Origin of the sequence: Rhizobium sp. BT04 (genome assembly GCF_030053135.1) — a bacterium.
Taxonomy (GTDB): domain Bacteria; phylum Pseudomonadota; class Alphaproteobacteria; order Rhizobiales; family Rhizobiaceae; genus Rhizobium; species Rhizobium binxianense.
In genome coordinates, this window is record NZ_CP125652.1 from 3,043,495 (window position 1) to 3,060,447 (window position 16,953).

The window sequence follows — 16,953 nt, forward strand, 5'->3', positions numbered from 1 at the left end:
CATGTCCATCGATACCCACAGCCCGTCTGTGGCCGGCTTCCGTTGTGAGCAGATCACGATCGATACCGTTGCGTTGCCCTGCGTTCGCAGCAGGCTGGCGCCCAGCTTCGACCCCTCTGACGCGAGCGATCGCGACGATCCCGCAGTCCTGATCGGCCTTGCGCTCGCCTTCATTCGCCAAGGTCCTCTGCTGGATGGTCTTGTGCCGGAGCCCGTGATGCTGCGGCTGCGTGCGCTTACCGACGGCGGCAATGCGGCATGCCACCTGCTGCTCGACTGGCTTCAAAACCGCAATCGCGATTTCGACCGGCACAGGGTGTTGCCTGTCATGTCGGCTGACCGCCATTCGCCGCGCGAGCGTGTGTTGGCGAAGATCGCGAAACCCGGTCCCATCGACAGGCGCCGCCGCGGCCGGACGTGGCCGCGCGATCCGGTGCAAAGCACCAAAACGGCAATTATTGCCGCGGAAACCGGAGGGCGCGCCGATGGATAAGCTCTCCCGTCTGTTCGTTCGCCGGCTTCGGCATCTTACCCGTCGCGAGGCGCGCCGGATGGCGCTGCGCAACGGTCTGCTCACGGCCAGGATCGTCGATGTCGATGGTCATCTGCTTTTTCGCTATAGCCCGGCCTTCGATACGACAAGGCTGAGCGGTGACCCCGTTCGGGATGATGTCTGGTTCCGCCGGAATTTTGGCGCGGGGTTGGTCGCGCCGAAGGAAGCGGGCAAGCCAGGTTCCGGCCCCAGTCCCAGCGGAGACGGCGACGTGACGATGGAGACCGTCGATATGACGCCGGTCTCGCCGCTGCTTGCCTTTCCCCGAATGCGCGGCGGGGCAATGGCACAAGAGATAGTGCCGGGCAACGGTATCGATCGGCGTGCCTATGCGGTCGGTCTTGTCGATCGGGCAGCGGCTGCGCCAGTGGTCACTCATATCGTGGCAGCCCTGGTTCTGGCGCGGGCGATCAAGGATGGAGGAAACTCCCTTCGGGAGCTTGTCTATACGCTGACCCGTGTGACGCCGGTGGTCACCCTCCATGCGCCGCTCGATGGCTTCGAGCGGGAAGTGCTTCGGCTGCTGGAAAAATCCCGGCTGGTGCCTGGCGGCCCGTTAGCGATCGTCGAGTCGGATCTCATGTACGACGACAATCACTTCGATGTTGTGGAAGGGGAGACACGCCGGCGTCTGATGACGTTCTCGGGCGCAGGCGTGCATCGCGTCACCGGCAATGCCCTACGCCGGCGGATGATCAGTGCGCTGTCCCGGGACTTTCCGATCCTCGCTATTGCGGAGAAGCAGTCGGATATTCCCTCCCTGCTGCGGATCTCCGCCGACCTGTCGCTGGAAACGGGAAAGCTCGATCGACGGTTCATCGCCGATCTGGTCGAGGTGCTCTATCCCGGTACGGCAATCGGGACGCTCGGCCTGCCGTCGGATGCCGAGGCGCGCTGGCTGTCGATCGAGGATCTCGTCCTTGCCTTCCGTCCGGGACGCCATGTCCGGGACGTGCTGCATGTCCTTGCGACGCTGATCGATCGCAATCGCGGCGACTGCGAGGACGAGGATGGCGGTGAGGGGGGCGACGACGCATCCGGATCGGCATCGCCCAGTACCTCCCCCGAGAAACCCCAGGGATCGGACAAGAAGCCGTCCGACACCGAAAACAACGGCCGTTGGAAGAAGGACAAGCCATCGGGCGCCGAGGTGATCCAGCCGGAGCCTTTGCCGACGGGCGATGAGCCCGGCCGCAAGCCGCCCGTGACCGTCGAGACGCTTTCTGGCTATGGCAAGGCGAAGGACTGGGCGCTCGATCTCAAGGCCGATCTCGACGATTACCGCTCCAGCATCCTCACTTGGTCTGAGATGAGCACCAAGCTTTTGCTGTCCGGTCCACCCGGTACCGGCAAGACGACCTTTGCCCGGGCGCTCTGCAACAGCCTGCAGATCCCGCTGGTGGTCAGCTCGGTCTCGACCTGGCTGCAGGGCGGTCATCTCAACGACGTCATCGACAGGATGAGCAAGACCTTTGTCGAAGCGCGGGCCATGGCGCCAGCGATCCTGTTCATCGACGAGATCGACGGCATCGGCAAAAGGCAGCCGGCCGAGCGGGAATATGCCGACTACTGGAATACCGTCGTCAACAAGGCGCTGGAACTGCTCGATGGCGCGGTCAGGAACGAGGGGCTGATCGTCGTCGGCGCCACCAACCGGCCCGAGCATATCGACGAGGCGATCAAGCGCTCCGGGCGGCTGGAGACCCATGTCGAAATCCAGAAGCCCGATGTCCCGACGCTTGCCGAGATCCTTGCTCATCATCTGGGTGACGATGTGATGGCGCTGGTCTCCGAGCCGGTGGCGGACGCCGGGTCAGAAGCCGAGGACGGATTCTCGCTGAGGAAGATCGTCGCCGACTATCTCGCGGAAGACGCAGGAAGTGAACGGAAGGGAGCCAGCCGATGACCGGGCCACAGAATACCAACGCGTCGGAAATGTCGGCAGCCGTGCAGCAGGGCAATCCCGTCGACGCGATCCTCAGGCGTCTCGCCACGCGAGCGATGGGGCTGACGGGCGCGGATATCGAGCGCATCGTCCGGGAGGCGCGGTTGAAGGCGCGTCGCGGCAAGCGGGTGATCCGCTATCAGGACATCGAAGACGGCATTCGCGGCGATCGCCCGCCCGTGCCTTATAATCTCCGTTGGCGCTTCGCCTTCCACGAGGCAGGGCATGCAGTTGTCCATCATACGCTTGATCTCGGACCTGTTCGCGGCCTCAATATCGACACCGGGCAAGGCGGCTACAATCTCGTCGGGTTCCACGTCTGGGCCACCGACACTCGTGACTGGTATGAAAACATGCTGGCCATGCTGATGGCGGGGCGGGCTGCCGAGCAATTGGTGCTCAAGCGCGTCTCAAGCGGCTCTGCCGGTGCCGACGACAGCGATCTGGCGCGGGCCACGTGGCTCGCCTTTGACATGGAGCGCACCCTCGGCTTCGGAACCGAGCATCCGCTGCTCTATCGGCCCCATCGCGATCCTAGCGCGGTTCTCGACCGTGAGGCCGAGCTAGCTGCTCGCGTTCATGCCAGGCTGGTAGCGGCACTCGAACGAGCGGTGGCGATCCTCAAACGACGTAGGCCGACTTTCCACGCCCTCGCAAAGGCGCTGTTCGATGCCCAGGCAATGGATGAGACGGCGGTCAGTGAAATCCTGAAAGACGTTGAGCCACTGCACGGGAGCGGACGCGATGAAGTCGTGACGCAGGCAACTCCAATCCTTCCTTAACCCTCGTCGCTTAGCTCGGCCGACCCTTCGCCTAGAAGGTCCGAGCAACAAACCTCATGAAGTGAAATGACCAAGCTAACAGCAATCAAAACCTTCCAACGTAAGATCGACGCGTATTGTGAGCTACGTATTTCGACCACCTTTTCCGGGGAAGAAGCCGAAGCCCTCAGGGCCTATATGCGGCGGCTGATCGAAAGGCGGTGTGGGCCTCCCCGAACGGCAGGCCGCACCGAATGGGATGTCGTTGCCCGCATAACCGGGATCGATGCTCGATCGCTTGCTTTGCATCACCGCTTGATCGACCCCGGGCTTGATGCCATCGATCGTTGGAACAGGGACGTCGGGAAAACGGCTGGAGCGGCGCAAGAGGGGCCCCGAAGACTCGGAAGTGGAACGAGGGCAAAGAATGCCAGCGCCGAGAAAGCGAGACCGACAATCAAGTCGGAACCACCGAAAATTGCGCGTCCAAAGGCTGCCCCCGCAGTGAATAAGCCTGGAGTGAAGGTCGAGTTTCCGGAGCCGCTGTTTCGCGAGTGGGATGACCCAGCGGATTTCGCCGAAGCACTCCAACTCCACATGCGTCGCCACGGTGAGAGCTACTGGGTTCTTTATCGATCGGTCGTGCGGCCTGATGAGCCCATGGACAAGAATACGCTGCTGAGCTGGATCGAAGGCCGACGCGTGCCGCGAAGCACTGACAGCTTCGACGTGCTTGGTCGTATCGAGCGCCGCTACCATCTCCCGGAAGGATACTTCAAAGCGAAGTTGCCGCATCAGTCGCGTTCGGCGTCCGGGTTCAATCTATCGGGTATCGAGCCTGCGGAGCGACGCAGGATCGCCTGGCATCTACCTGATGACTTCAATTCGCTTCCGTTCGCTAAGCGCGAGGAGATTCTGGATTGGGTCCGTCGCGTCATCATCAGTGGGTCGACGGATTACCGCAAATTTCAAGCTGCTGCCGCTAAGCAGCGCTACGCCATCCGATTCCCCGGTGTATCCTACGGGGGACGTGCGCCACGCGATGGAAAGATCACTGTACCGACGAACTACCAGGAAACGTGGATCGAGGATCCCGATCTGCTGTCCGGCGTCATAGATGCGCCACCAGCGCTTGCCATGGAAATGGCCGACCTCGTCCGCTTCAAAACATCGGCACTGACATCGATTGGCTTTCAGCGAAACGGTGTCTGGGGCGAGGAAACCGCCTCCCAGAAGATCGAGCATCTTGGCCTAATGTTCGGAGCTCTTTCGGCGTCAAAGGCGGGAGAGATCAGGGGATATGGGGTACCGCTGCGGCAACTGACCTTCGGGCTCCTAATCTTTCCGGGCGTCTGGGATTGGTATCTGCAATGGCGCGAAAGCCGCCGGGGTTTCTACACTGCGTGGGAAGTCGACATGCTGCGGATCGCCTTGGCGATCACCAAAGAAAGCACCGGGTGGCTTCGACAGCATCCCGAACTCTTGGCGCGTGTGCAGCCTATTGCTGGTCTCGTCTCGCAGAACGAGATTGATTATGCCCGGGAGGATTGGCACGGCGCTTGCGAGGATTTTCACAAACATGCCTCCCACCGTGTGAAAGAGATCCAGCGCATCGCCCGGGTCCATCGTGATCCGTTCGAGCCGATCATGCCGGTGCTCGAAGCTGACAGCCCGGTCGGCGAATATCGGAAGATCACCGAGGAGGTCATCAGGCTGATGCCTGATGAGGAGCGCTATCCGCGTCCGGCTGCCGAGGCGGTTCGCTCGTTCCTCATGCTGCGTTTGGGGCTGCACCTCGGACTTCGTCAGAAAAACCTGCGGCAGTTGATGCTATGCCCGCGCGGACAAATGCCCCGTTCGGAACGCATGCTCGAAAAGCTCAAGCGTGGTGAAATCCGCTGGAGTGACCGAGACGGTGGCTGGGAGGTGTTGATCCCGGCGGTGGCTTTCAAGAACGCCCATTCGTCGTTCTTCGGAGACAAACCATTTAGGCTGATTCTGCCCGATCTGCTCGACCTCTACCGCCACATCGATGACTACGTCGAGCGCCATCGTTCGGTCCTTCTTAAAGGTGCTGCCGATCCCGGGACGTTTTTCGTGAAAACGGTCAAGACGACGAGTACCGACGCAGCCTACGACATAACCAGCTTCTATGAGGCATGGCGGCTCACCATCCAGCGCTACGGCATCTACAATCCATACACCGGCCGTGGGGCGATCAAAGGTTTGCTGCCGCATGGTCCTCACAATGTTCGTGATGTGCTCGCCACGCACATCCTGAAGCAGACCGGCTCATACGAGCAGGCCAGCTACGCGATCCAGGATACGGCAGACATGGTCGCCAAGCACTATGGTCGCTTCCTACCGCAGGACAAGGCGGCATTGGCGGCACGAATTCTCAATCAGGTTTGGGAGGCAGCTTAGAGTTAAGTTAGGTCGCCGGGCGTTGTTCGCTCGGCGATTGAACAGTAAGACATGAAGCACGGAACTACGCGGCTAGACGGTCATGTCTTGCTTCCAGGTGCTTGAGGGAACTTTTCACATCAGTCTCAGTAGTCGTCGGAGTTCGGCGCTTCTCCATCGCAACGAAAAGGGTTTAAATGCCATGCCCGGTGGCATTCCGAGCCTCTATTCGAAGTGCGGTCTTCTGACCACCACTCACGAAGGCGTCAATAGCTATTATCCCGGCGCCGATGTTAGGCATTGTCCGGGAGGCACGGTTGAAGGCGCGTCGTAGCAAGCGGGTGACCTGTTACGCAGCGATCGTGCCACTGTGTCTGACGAGCCGCGCTGGCGGTTCGTGTTCCACGAGGCGGGACACGATCTCTGCTAAGCGGGAGGCGCCACTCGACCGAGAGCCGGCGATACTCAAGAGGCTTGGCTCAACCTTCCTGCTTTGGCTAAAGCACTCCTAGTTGTCCAGGCATTCGAAGGAGCGGCTGTGATGAAGCTCCTCGACAGGGATCAGTGCAAGGTATGACAGGGGCGTAGGTACGAAACGAGAATCCGGCGCCGTCCGAGTTGCGGCAACGCACGTTAATATCAGCAATACTACAACACGATCCGGGTGCTCCGGGTCCGAATTATGATTTGGAGAATGAGTGCGGTGGCAAGATCTCAGTATTTACCGATGCCTCAGGGCTTGAGTTTTCTACGGCTAAACGGCATGTTGACTTGAAAGTCTGGGTTGTTGCCAAGGATCGGCAAATGAAGGGCCGCATCTCGCTCTCTTGTCAAAATTATACAGCATGAAGTTTCTGATTTTGCGAGTCCTGACCCATAGTGAACTTGGCATGTTCCATGAGTACCGGCGTCAGGGCAAAGAAGGCTCGAAGCAGCGTGCAATCAACTTCGATGGCGCGGTTGTAGACCGGGTTTTTCCGACAGCACTGGACACCGATCGCATACCGCTGAAACTTCGGTATGACACGGATGACGGTATCGCTGTCAAGCAGCAATGGCTTACACGTCAAGCAAAGAACTGGCGGTTCGAGGGCAATTGCCCAAGAGACAAGGTTTACGATTTTGTTGATCCGGGATGCCTATTCGCCATGGAGGTCGACGCGGGCGTCAAACCGGCTACAGGCGCTTGGGCTGTGTTCCCCGCGGATGCTGAGGTGACGATCGGAGTTCTGTCGGATGGCGCTACCGCCGAATTAACACAGGCCGGGATGATTGCACTGCATGGGGAAGAAGGCGTGCGCGTGCAGTGCCTACTCAATGACGCCAGACCTGAAATGTTCGGGCGAGACAGAGAAACGGTAGATATCATGAACGACGGTGGAAGTGTCGTGGGTCGGAAGCGGTTGCCGCCCCGCCCTAAGCGTTTGGCAGAGATCATTGGAAAGACTGGGCATAGTCTTCCGAGCGCAGTGGCAGATCTCGTCGACAATTCAATCAGTGCCGACGCAACCGAGATTGACATTACCTTCGCCCCTCCGGACAGTGGGAACGGCCGTTGGCTAACGATCCGAGACAACGGTGACGGTATGTCAGGGCCAGAACTCGATGAGGCAATGACCCTGGGGAGCGATGTCGAATATGAGTCCAATAGCCTCGGCAAGTTCGGCTTTGGCCTTAAAGGCGCGTCCTGGTCGCAAGCGCGCGTCTTTACAGTGGTTACTCGTCGACGTGGCGGTTCACTCAGCCATCTCACCTGGGATATCGACAACCTTGGGGACTGGGAGCCGAGCGACGCGCCTCTGGAAGAATGGGAACGCAATGCCACCGCCCTTGGAGAAAAGGGTACGGCCATTCTTTGGAAGGAAATGACGCCGCCCGCCGCAGCTCCGCTCGTGCCAGGGGTGTCCCCATATTCAGCCGAGGTGATGGAGCTTGAACGGCATCTGGGACTGGTCTTTCACCGGTTCCTTGAGGGGGATGCAAAGAACCGGAAAAAGGTGACAATCCGGATTAACGGTGTGGAAGTTCGACCGAATAACCCTGTTGGGCACCCAATGGTCGAGCCTTACGAGCTAAAGCCAATTCGAATGCCCACGAACTCGGGCGACGAAACCATTACGGTGCAGCCGTTTGTTCTTCCTTCGGAAGACCAGATAAAGCAGCACCACAAGGCTGAGGGACCTCAGGTCGTAAATGACGTACTGGGGCGCGTGGGGCTTTTTGGCAAGCGCAATGAGTCGCAGGGTCTTTTTATTTATAGGAATGACCGCTTGATCAAGTGGGGCGGCTGGCACCAGATGTGGTCAACATCTGACGAAAAGACCAAGCTTGCCCGGGTGATCGTTTCGTTCGGCACGAAACTTGATACCGCGTTCGACATTAACATTACTAAGCGTTCAGTGAGCCTTCCCGCGTTTGTTCAGGAAGAAATCAAGAAACTGGCCAACCCCGCCCGTAATGCGAGCAAGGCGAAGTATAAAAAGCCAGCATCGCCTCAGCCTGCAAGGCCCCTCGGAGCATCTGCTATTCCAGCTATTACTCCGGTGCAGAGGCTGCCGGCGAGTGGAATGCCTCTGGTAACCCAAAGCGGAACCATCTCCGCGCTGCCCACATCTCCTCATCCGGCACCGCCGCCGGTCGTAAACTACAAGCCTGTGACAACGGAGCGTTTCGCCTGGAAAGTGGCGCAGAATTTGACTGGCGGACGCGATTTGCAGGTAAGTAATCGTATGCCAGAGCTCGCGGTCCTTGCGAAGCGTCTCGCCAAGGACCCCGATGCCACGGGGGATCTCGTGGCGTTCCTGGCGGTGCTCGACGAGAAGGGGGTACAGGCACTCCTGCTAGATTCAAGCGAGCGCTGATGCCTAACCTCCGTTTACTCGCGACACCTCCATCAGCGCCGAGCTGGGTGGACCGACTCTCAGGAGCCTCTTGGCCAACATGGAGCCGGCTGGAGAATTTATTGCTAAGCAACGGACGCTGGAAGCCGGATCAGGTCGCGTCGCTTGACGCAGAATCCTTCCGTGTCCTTCGGCATCTGCGGGATCCACTTTCGAATGGATTCTTCAGTGGGCGTGGCCTTGTTGTGGGATACGTGCAGAGCGGGAAGACCGCAAATTACACCGCTGTGGCGGCGCGGGCTGTAGACGCGGGATATCGCCTTATCATCGTGCTATCCGGGATCCACGATTCCCTACGCAATCAGACCCAGGCGCGCCTTGAGCGCGAACTGGTGGGGCTGTCCGAAGAGAGTTGGGAGGCTCCGGGTTGGACGTTGTTGACCGGACGCGACGCGGATTTTGCGCCTACCGATGCCGCTATTCTCCAGCGGGGCGGGGCTTTTCTGGCGGTCATCAAGAAGAACACACACGTCCTTGCCAAGCTAATCGAGTTCCTCCAGGCGGCAGGTGCACTCGTCGAGGACCTTCCGGCGCTTGTGATCGACGACGAGGCGGATCAAGCATCAATCAATACGCGGGGCAACCGTGACCCAGCAATCAGTGATGAGGAGGACGCGAGCGACAAGGCTTCTGCTCCTTCGCCGACAAACAGGTTGATCCGTACTATTCTGAGGCTGTTGCCTCGGGTCAGCTACGTCGCGTACACGGCGACCCCGTTCGCCAACATATTCATAAATCCTCAAGCGCTTGATAGTGAGGCGGGAGAAGACCTATTCCCGCGCGACTTCGCTCTCCAGCTACCGAGACCGGATGGATACACAGGCACCGAAGAGCTCTTTGGTGTCGCGGCGCAGGGGCGCGACATGTTAAGGCCGGTGCTGGAAGACGACGTTCAACGTTTGCGCACCACCGGCAGGCGCCGGAGCGCGGGTCTCATTGTTGGCCCTGCCGAAAACTTGATCCCGACCTCGCTTTCGGATGCCTTTCTCACGTTTTGCGTGGCCGGTGCCGTCCGGGAACTCCGCCCCGGCCTTGCAGGTCAACCGCATACAATGCTGGTGCATGTCAGCTCGCGGACGGCTGATCAGGCTCGTATCGCGGGCGCTTTGAAGGATCAGCGCGACATCTGGCAGGGTGCGCTTCAACAGGGGCAGAGCCTGGACGGTCTCTTTCGCGGAATTATCAGGAGCCATCTCGCAGGCGTAGAGCTTCCGGCTGATGAGTCAGACATAATAGCGCGCGCCTGTCGGGTGATGGGCGGACTGGAGATCCTCGAACTCAACAGCGTCGCCGGAGAAAATCTTGAGTACGACCTCCATCCCGGACGGCATCTCGTTGCGGTTGGGGGTAACAGACTGTCTCGTGGCCTCACACTTGAGGGGCTGACAGTGTCCTACTTTCTCCGTACCACCAACATGGTGGACACTTTGTTGCAAATGGCGCGCTGGTACGGGTTCCGAACGGGCTACGAAGATCTGGTTCGCGTCTGGACTACAGACGGCATCGCTCAGTGGTTTACGGAGCTCGCGCTCGTCGAACAGTCATTGAGAGACTCTCTTCGCTCTCTGGCGCGTGCTGGCCGCCGACCGGATGAAATGGCAATTCGCCTTCGCGCACATAGCGGTCTCTTGCTGACCGCCCGCAACAAATCGGGGCTCTCAACCGAAGTCCGGGACTCCTGGTCCGGCGAGCACCCACAGACCGTCATGTTGCCGCTTGGTAACCCGGATCGCTTGGCCGATAACTGGGTGCTGACCGAGCGTCTTATAAGCAGTATCGGAGGCGGGCGGCAAATTGCTGGCGGCTGGCTGCTTCAGGATGCCCCACCTGAAATCATCTGCGACTACCTGCGCCTGTACCGCACGCATGACGATGTGATTGCGTTCCGCGGTCAAGAGTTGGCGGACTGGATCAGCGAGCGCGCCGGGACAGGAGAACTGGTGAATTGGTCAGTATTTGTCGCCGGTTCCCGGGAAGGTGCTGAAATAAAAATTGGTGGGCTGTTAACTGGGGTAGTTACAAGATCTCGTACAAGTTCCGAGAGCATCGGGATTTTGATTGACCCACGGCACGAGGGAGTCGACTTGCCGGGTGGCCCCGATGCCTATCGCCGCCGAAATGGCAATTACGACGCGGAGTCCATGCGCGCTGCTCGCCCTCCGACCGAGGGACTACTTATCGTGTATCCGCTTGACCCGAGTCCCCTCGGCATCGGCGAGATAGACGCTGTGATCGCTGTAGCCCTAAGCTTGCCTCGAACGTCTGACGGTGCAAGCACCAGTATCGTCAATCGGGGGGTGGCGGATGGCTGAGGAGCCAAATCCGGAGGCCTGGGCGGAGCTGAGGTCCGGACGTCCGACTTCGGATGATGGGCTGGTGACGCGTGGCCTTCACTACCGTGATGAAGAGACGGCCATCCTCATGGGCATGGACGCTGAAGGCGATCTCCATCTGCTTGTCCCAGTCTCCAAGGGACCATCGTTCCAGGAGTTCCCGGACTTAAACGGTCTGATGGTTCGGCATCGTGTCACCACTGAGGGTCAGTTCCTTGGTCTGGTAGCGACAGCCCCTCATGAGCGCGTCTTCACTCCCGTATGTAGGGAGGTCGTAGAGGCCGTGCTGGTTCAGAATCGTGAACCATGGACTGCCGTCGCTTCCATTGTCAGGCAGTGGCAGTCGGCTTGGCGTCCAACGCGCCAGTATATGAGTCAGACAACCCAGGTCGGCCTAGCCGGAGAACTGATTGTCCTTGCCAGAATTATGATCGATGCGCTCGGGTCGCGCGCCGTGTTGATCTGGAGCGGGCCGGAGAGTGAGCGCCATGACTTCGTTTCGGGGAACCTTCATCTCGAGGTGAAAACCACCCGCGCCAGCCGGCATGAGCACGACATTTCTCGCCTGGATCAATTGTGGATGCCGGACGGTCGTCGCCTTTTGCTGGCGTCAGTGCAACTTGAGGCGTCTGTCGGCGGGACGCTCACCCTTGCGTCCCTGATCGATGAGGTCATCGAGTTAATTAGGGATGACCCCGCCGCGGTCGACGACTTCCTGCTCAAACTCTCGCGTCTCAACTGGTCGGACGAAATGAGGAGGTCTGGGGAGCTCCTCCACTTTCATCTCCGTGATGCCGCGCTTTATGACGTTGATGATGAGTTTCCGCGTCTCAATGAAGACTTCCGACCACCCTCTGGGGTTCTGTCGGTTCGCTATACTGTCAGCCTTGCCAATCTTCCGACATTGGGGGTAGACGAGGTAATCGAGATGGTTAGGGCGTCGCAGGCGTTCGGTTAACCCCGCCGTTGCAGTAGCTGCGTTTCTGTTCGTGCGTTGGCCGCCGTCCTGAGGTCTTCGTGGATCACCTCAGCCAGCGCAAATGACATCATGGGCGGAACAGCATTGCCAATCTGGCGGAAAGCCGGGTTCATGGTTCCGCTGAAGGCGAACCCATCTGGGAAGGACTGGAGACGAGCCGCTTCACGAACTGAGATCGTCCGCGCCTGCGCAGCATCGTAGTGGATATGTGAGTAGGTATCTTTGCCAATATGAGCCATTAAGGTGCGGACTGGGAACTCTGGCCTGAGCTTCCACCAGCGATTCGGAAACTTGGTTACGTCGTACGGTGGAACGATGCTATTCCATAGCTCGTTGAATGCTTGCGTTCCCTGCCTTACGCCACGTTCAGACGCAACCCGGTCAACGATCTTTGCCGCCGTTGCATGAGCCTCAGGATACTCTGCGCCCGGACGCATTTCGGCGAAGGTAAGGTGGTCCCGCGGCAGGTATCGGATCACATGGTCCCAGACGCCTTCGTCCGACTCGAACCCAGCCCAATTCCGCATGTTGATCGCGTACGCTGACGGCTGCCGGTCTTCGCGGTACACAGAGAGTTTATCGAAACGTCGGGTGCCACGCTTCACGGAACGACCACTGATGGGTGCCAAGTCTCCGATCGCGTCCTCGGCGGATACCGGGGCAGCCAATCCATCATGGCCGAGGTCCGGAGAGACATAACCTGACACACCCTGGCGATCCACGTAGCGCAGCGCAACCGCACGGGTGCCGGCATAGCCTGGTGGCAGCTTGAGATGATTGGTAGCCTTAGGGAAGCGTATATCTAGTCCCAGCTCTCGCCTGTAGGCGATCAGATAGACGCGGTCTCGCATCTGCGGCACGCCATGAAACGCCGAATTGATTAGCGAGTATCGCGCCGTGTAGCCGAGGTCGTCCAGCGCCTCAACAATCTCCTCTGCTACGTTGTGGTGGCCGTAGTGAAGGATGTCGGGCACATTCTCGATCAGGACGGCGAGAGGGCAGAACGCGCGGACGTAAGCCAAATAGCGCAGGTAAAGGTTGCCTCGCGGGTCAACGCGGAACGCCTCGGGGTGATCTGCCACTTCACGCAGCTTGGCGCGGCCGACTCTGGCATAGGCTTGGCAAGGTGGGCCCCCAACGAGGACGTCAATCGCACGTTCAACGTCGCCCAGCTCAAGTTCCTCCGCCAGAGCTGCTGGGTCCATCCTCATATCCCGAGGTTGGGCATGTGCCCTAAACTTGTCCGCTTCTAAATGCCCGTGAAAGTTCTTCGCATGGGTGAGAGCCGCCAGGGGATCGATCTCAACTGCGCCCCGCATCTCGAAGCCTGCTCGATGGAAGCCAAGACTGATGCCGCCGGCGCCTGCAAACAGATCAAGAGCGCGTGCTGGCTCGCCCCGACGAAGTCTGTCCAGCTTATAGAGAAGGGGAGAAGCCACGATGCCGGCTGCGGCCTTGTTCATCTTGTCGTGTTATCCTCTTGCTTCCTGCGCCGCGCGACTCGGCGAGCCATTCATAATTCAGTAGCACATCTGGGCCGTATGGGAGCCCGGCGGCCCCAAATGCTTGTGCAACACCTCAGCCAAAACTTCCCTGTCCCCAACTTCGCATTCCCATACAACCAATGGCGACCATCCCAATTCTTTGAGTCTTGAAAGGGCTGCTAGATCTCTTTCCACGTTACGATCCAGCTTGGCTTCCCACCATTCCCTGCGTGTGCGGGGCAGTACTGAATTTCGGCAGCCATGGCGATGCCAAAAGCACCCATGCACAAAAATTATCTTTCGACGGCCGGGAAAGACGATATCCGGGTGCCCGGGCAGGTCTTTGCGATGAAGCCGGAACCTATAGCCGAGCTGGTATAGTAATTGGCGCACGATGTGTTCGGGTTTGGTGTCCCGCGATCGGATGGCGGACATGTTCCGGCGTCGGGATTCCGGCACATCCGCAAAATCCGGCGGTTTAGGTTTTTGCGATTTTTGCGATGGGGCGTGTGGGGACATAGGAGGACCGTTAACTGAAAATACTTGAGAGACAAGCTTGATCTTTGGTGCTGAACTTTCCCGGATTTTTTCCGGTCACTATGCCACTGAGAACTCATCCGCCTATCAGGCATTTTTTGGAGGCCTACGCGCTTGGTCTAGTTCCTATGTTTCTCCTTCGTGGTTTTGGGCTCGTGCGCTGTGGTGTTCCTAAAGCACAAGCTATCGTTTCCGATCTTTAGGATGTGGAATCATAGGTGCGGTCGAGCAGCGCGTTCGTATCGTGGCATCCCCGACTGCGCCGGCCCATTCGCCGAAGCTCAAGTTGGTGGATGAAAATGGCTGGATCAACCAAGAGGTGATACTGAAACTAACAATCAACCTTTTCAGGGTAACTCAGTTTTAGTCGCCAAAGTGGCGTTGATGGCAAGGATCTAGCCCCGTGGAACTGCAATTACTCGACAGGATTTCCGAGGGTGAGGCCGTATGTTTCCTCTGTAAGACATCGCTCGCTCAATACGTCGAAAATTTGCCAGCTAATTTTCGCGAATTTTATATTCAAAGAGGCATAGTAACGAACCGCTTCCTCGACAACCTTTGGGACACGCTTTCGAAGAAAAGACACATCCCCCCGATCGTGCTCGTCGCCGGGCCGACCCCCCCTGCGCACGACGTAGGCTCCGTCTTCAATCTCGGCTCGGACTTCAAGGTTCTTGACGGACTTCAACGGAGTCATCGCCTCAAGGAAATCTGGGACACGCTGGCATATATCAACGAAGAGTTCGATGACCAGCCTAGCGTTTCCGTCGCGCGATTGACGCGCCAATTCGCGCTAAAATTGCGCGAAATCGATCTCAGCCCCCAAATATTTCAGAAGGTGTTGGAGGCGAAGCGTGAAGGCATCGAGGCAGTGGAACTCTTCGAGAGCAACACCATCTGGCTTGAGATTTGGTTCGGCTTGTCGGAAGCGCAGCAGATACAGAAGATGCTTGTACTAAACGCCGGGCATAAGTCGGTGAACATCAAGCACCAAATCGAGCTGATCTTCTGGAGTAATTTCGAGGTTCTTGCCAACGAACTGGCGCCGAGCACGATGGTTCGTGAGAAGGACAAGGCTTCCACCACCTACAGCAAGGGCAGAAGGCCCGGAGAATTTCACTTCGCGCATCTCATTTCCGCTTTCGTTTCGCTCACCGAAGGCGAAACGGTAACGACGAACGCGGAATTCTCAGCGTCTCAATCGTTTAGCGGTGACAACGGCTCCGACGAGTCACTGCTCGATATCGACGACCGTTTGCTTTCGGCGTTCGCTAAGACACTGAGGCTCCTTGATGGCGCGCTCCGCAGCGAGTCGGGAATTCGATGGCTTGGTCGCGAAGTGGTGCTGGTTGGAATCTTTGGCGCGATCGGCGCGATGGCAAAGAACCACCCTGGAACAAAAATCGAAGCTCTATCAAATTTCAACGCCCGCATCGAGCAGTACGCCGAGATCTTGAACCTCGAAGGTTTCGAAGAGTGGCGGAATACGCTTGACCTCTCGAAGGTGAACATCGGCAACGTGAACAAGCGAGCTGTCTTCAATGCCACTTCGGCATTCCTGAGAGGCAAGATTTCTGATCCGATCAACTGGCGCAACGTGAACGTCAAGGATGAGCTCCATGACGCTTCGTGAGAAGATTCTTGAAATCATCACGCAGGCCCTGACGGCGGACGAAACGATTCTTCCTCAGGACGAACTCGATAATATCACAGACATCATACTTAGGGCTGATGAACTCTCCGCTATGGCCGCCGAGATTTTCGGGGACACGGCCCGCACTTTCATATCCGAGATTGTTTCGCTCTTCGCGCGTCTACCTATAGCGACGCCACTGAAGGACGTTTTCCCAAAGGCCACGAACGTCGTCGCGTTCCTTAATCTCGCTAACCAGCTTGATCCCGACGAGCTGGCTGAGGAAGTGCCCGCCGAACTGGGTACTTTGTTTATTCGCGAGGCAGCTCTTGAGGCGTTCAGCAAGAGTGGCGATAGATTGAAGCTGTTTGTCTACGAGCACCCAACAAACTTCAACGAGTCGGTCGCTCTCTTGGATTTCAGTAGTGGCCTTGAAATCGCACCTAACTCGGCGAATTTTCCACACACAATGGCAGCGTGTGTCGCCATCCGAGCGGGACTCGAAACGGTTGATCTTACAGGCAAGAGGTGGATTGTATCGTCTGTGCAAGACGAGCAGCGCCGCCTGTATTTCTGCAAGTACCACGTCCTTCTCGCGGGGCACCTTCTGACGAACCCAGTGTTTGCGCCCTCTACACTAGCTCTTCAAGGGATCGCGGAGACACTCCGAACCGCCGAGGAATACAACCAGTTTAGCGAGCCGTTTGAGATATTGGGAGAGATCAACAGCCGGACGACGGTTCTCGACACGCTACTCAGTTGCTACCATGTACTCGAAAATTACATGATCCGCGCACAAATCGCTAAGGTTGTTGGGCGCAACAATGGATCCACGCTGTTTGGCATTCGAAATTTTAAGCAGATGGAGATTGCTGTTGAGAAGAAGGAGATGGCCCATCTGAGCCAACTAATCTCCGAATCCTGGCAGAAGCAGATTGGCATCCAAACGTTTCGCGATTATGTCCGCGATCGCTTCGACGCGTTGTTCCATGACCCAGCCTTTGTTGCCGACGACTTTCACGATTTCATGGAAAAGCTGACTGTGAAGCCAAACGGCCAGCGACTCAACCTTGGCAATCTCAACGAAGCTTGCGACCTCCTTCCAAAGTTGCTGTACCAAATTCGATGCTCAATCGTTCACAATAAAGAAACGGAGTTCCATCTCTCGAATCGAGAGTTGAACGTCGCCACGGTCCTGATGACCCTGGTCGATCTGTGTTTGCCAACAATGCAACGATTGGCATTCGGTCTTCCGTCGGTACCGGCTCCGAATCCTTTGTTGTACGCGAGACCGGCGCTGAGACTCTATTGAAGAAGGCAAAGGGGAAATGTTGCATTCCCCCGCTACAGCCTAAACGCTACCCGATACCCTCGCGTCAGAACCGATTGTTCACAGCGCGTTTGGGAGCTTTAAACGTTCACGAG

11 protein-coding genes are annotated in these 16,953 nt (G+C 58.1%); 9 read left to right on the forward strand and 2 right to left on the reverse strand.

From position 1 onward, the window contains the following. Window position 1: 1 nt before the first annotated feature. The 7 genes from QMO82_RS23165 (at window position 2) to QMO82_RS23195 (ending at window position 11,853) form a co-directional block, all read left to right on the forward strand. Window positions 2-493: a hypothetical protein gene (locus QMO82_RS23165; RefSeq protein ID WP_183609895.1), complete on the forward strand. Its 492-nt coding sequence runs from the start codon at window positions 2-4 to the stop codon at window positions 491-493. Beyond that, entirely contained in the window at window positions 486-2,459 is a 1,974-nt protein-coding gene (locus QMO82_RS23170) for an ATP-binding protein (protein WP_183609896.1), read from the forward strand. The genes QMO82_RS23165 and QMO82_RS23170 overlap by 8 nt, the downstream gene beginning before the upstream one ends. Next, entirely contained in the window at window positions 2,456-3,280 is an 825-nt protein-coding gene (locus QMO82_RS23175) for an ATP-dependent Zn protease (protein WP_183609897.1), read from the forward strand. Before QMO82_RS23170 ends, QMO82_RS23175 begins: the two co-directional genes overlap by 4 nt. A 66-nt stretch (window positions 3,281-3,346) precedes the next feature. After that, window positions 3,347-5,683 (forward strand): hypothetical protein, encoded by a 2,337-nt coding sequence (locus QMO82_RS23180; protein WP_183609898.1) that lies wholly within the window; start codon window positions 3,347-3,349, stop codon window positions 5,681-5,683. Window positions 5,684-6,507: 824 nt separating this feature from the next. Continuing rightward, entirely contained in the window at window positions 6,508-8,523 is a 2,016-nt protein-coding gene (locus QMO82_RS23185) for an ATP-binding protein (protein WP_183609899.1), read from the forward strand. Between the two features lie 101 nt (window positions 8,524-8,624). Next, a complete protein-coding gene (locus QMO82_RS23190; RefSeq protein WP_246718402.1) occupies window positions 8,625-10,874 on the forward strand; it encodes a Z1 domain-containing protein in 2,250 nt (749 codons plus the stop codon). Then, a complete protein-coding gene (locus QMO82_RS23195; protein WP_183609901.1) occupies window positions 10,867-11,853 on the forward strand; it encodes a PD-(D/E)XK motif protein in 987 nt (328 codons plus the stop codon). Before QMO82_RS23190 ends, QMO82_RS23195 begins: the two co-directional genes overlap by 8 nt. On the opposite strand, the gene QMO82_RS23200 is transcribed toward QMO82_RS23195, so the two are convergent. After that, a complete protein-coding gene (locus tag QMO82_RS23200; protein WP_183609902.1) occupies window positions 11,850-13,337 on the reverse strand; it encodes a DNA cytosine methyltransferase in 1,488 nt (495 codons plus the stop codon). The two genes, QMO82_RS23195 and QMO82_RS23200, sit on opposite strands and share 4 nt — an antisense overlap. 57 nt (window positions 13,338-13,394) lie before the next feature. Next, the gene (locus tag QMO82_RS23205; RefSeq protein WP_183609903.1) at window positions 13,395-13,877 is read right to left on the reverse strand and encodes a very short patch repair endonuclease; all 483 of its coding nucleotides are present in this window, start codon (window positions 13,875-13,877) and stop codon (window positions 13,395-13,397) included. Between the two features lie 421 nt (window positions 13,878-14,298). On the opposite strand from QMO82_RS23205, the gene QMO82_RS23210 reads away from it, so the two are divergent. Then, the gene (locus QMO82_RS23210; RefSeq protein WP_183609904.1) at window positions 14,299-15,528 is read left to right on the forward strand and encodes a hypothetical protein; all 1,230 of its coding nucleotides are present in this window, start codon (window positions 14,299-14,301) and stop codon (window positions 15,526-15,528) included. Then, complete coding sequence (locus tag QMO82_RS23215) at window positions 15,515-16,840, forward strand: hypothetical protein (RefSeq protein ID WP_183609905.1); 1,326 nt, start codon at window positions 15,515-15,517, stop codon at window positions 16,838-16,840. The genes QMO82_RS23210 and QMO82_RS23215 overlap by 14 nt, the downstream gene beginning before the upstream one ends. Window positions 16,841-16,953: the final 113 nt, after the last annotated feature.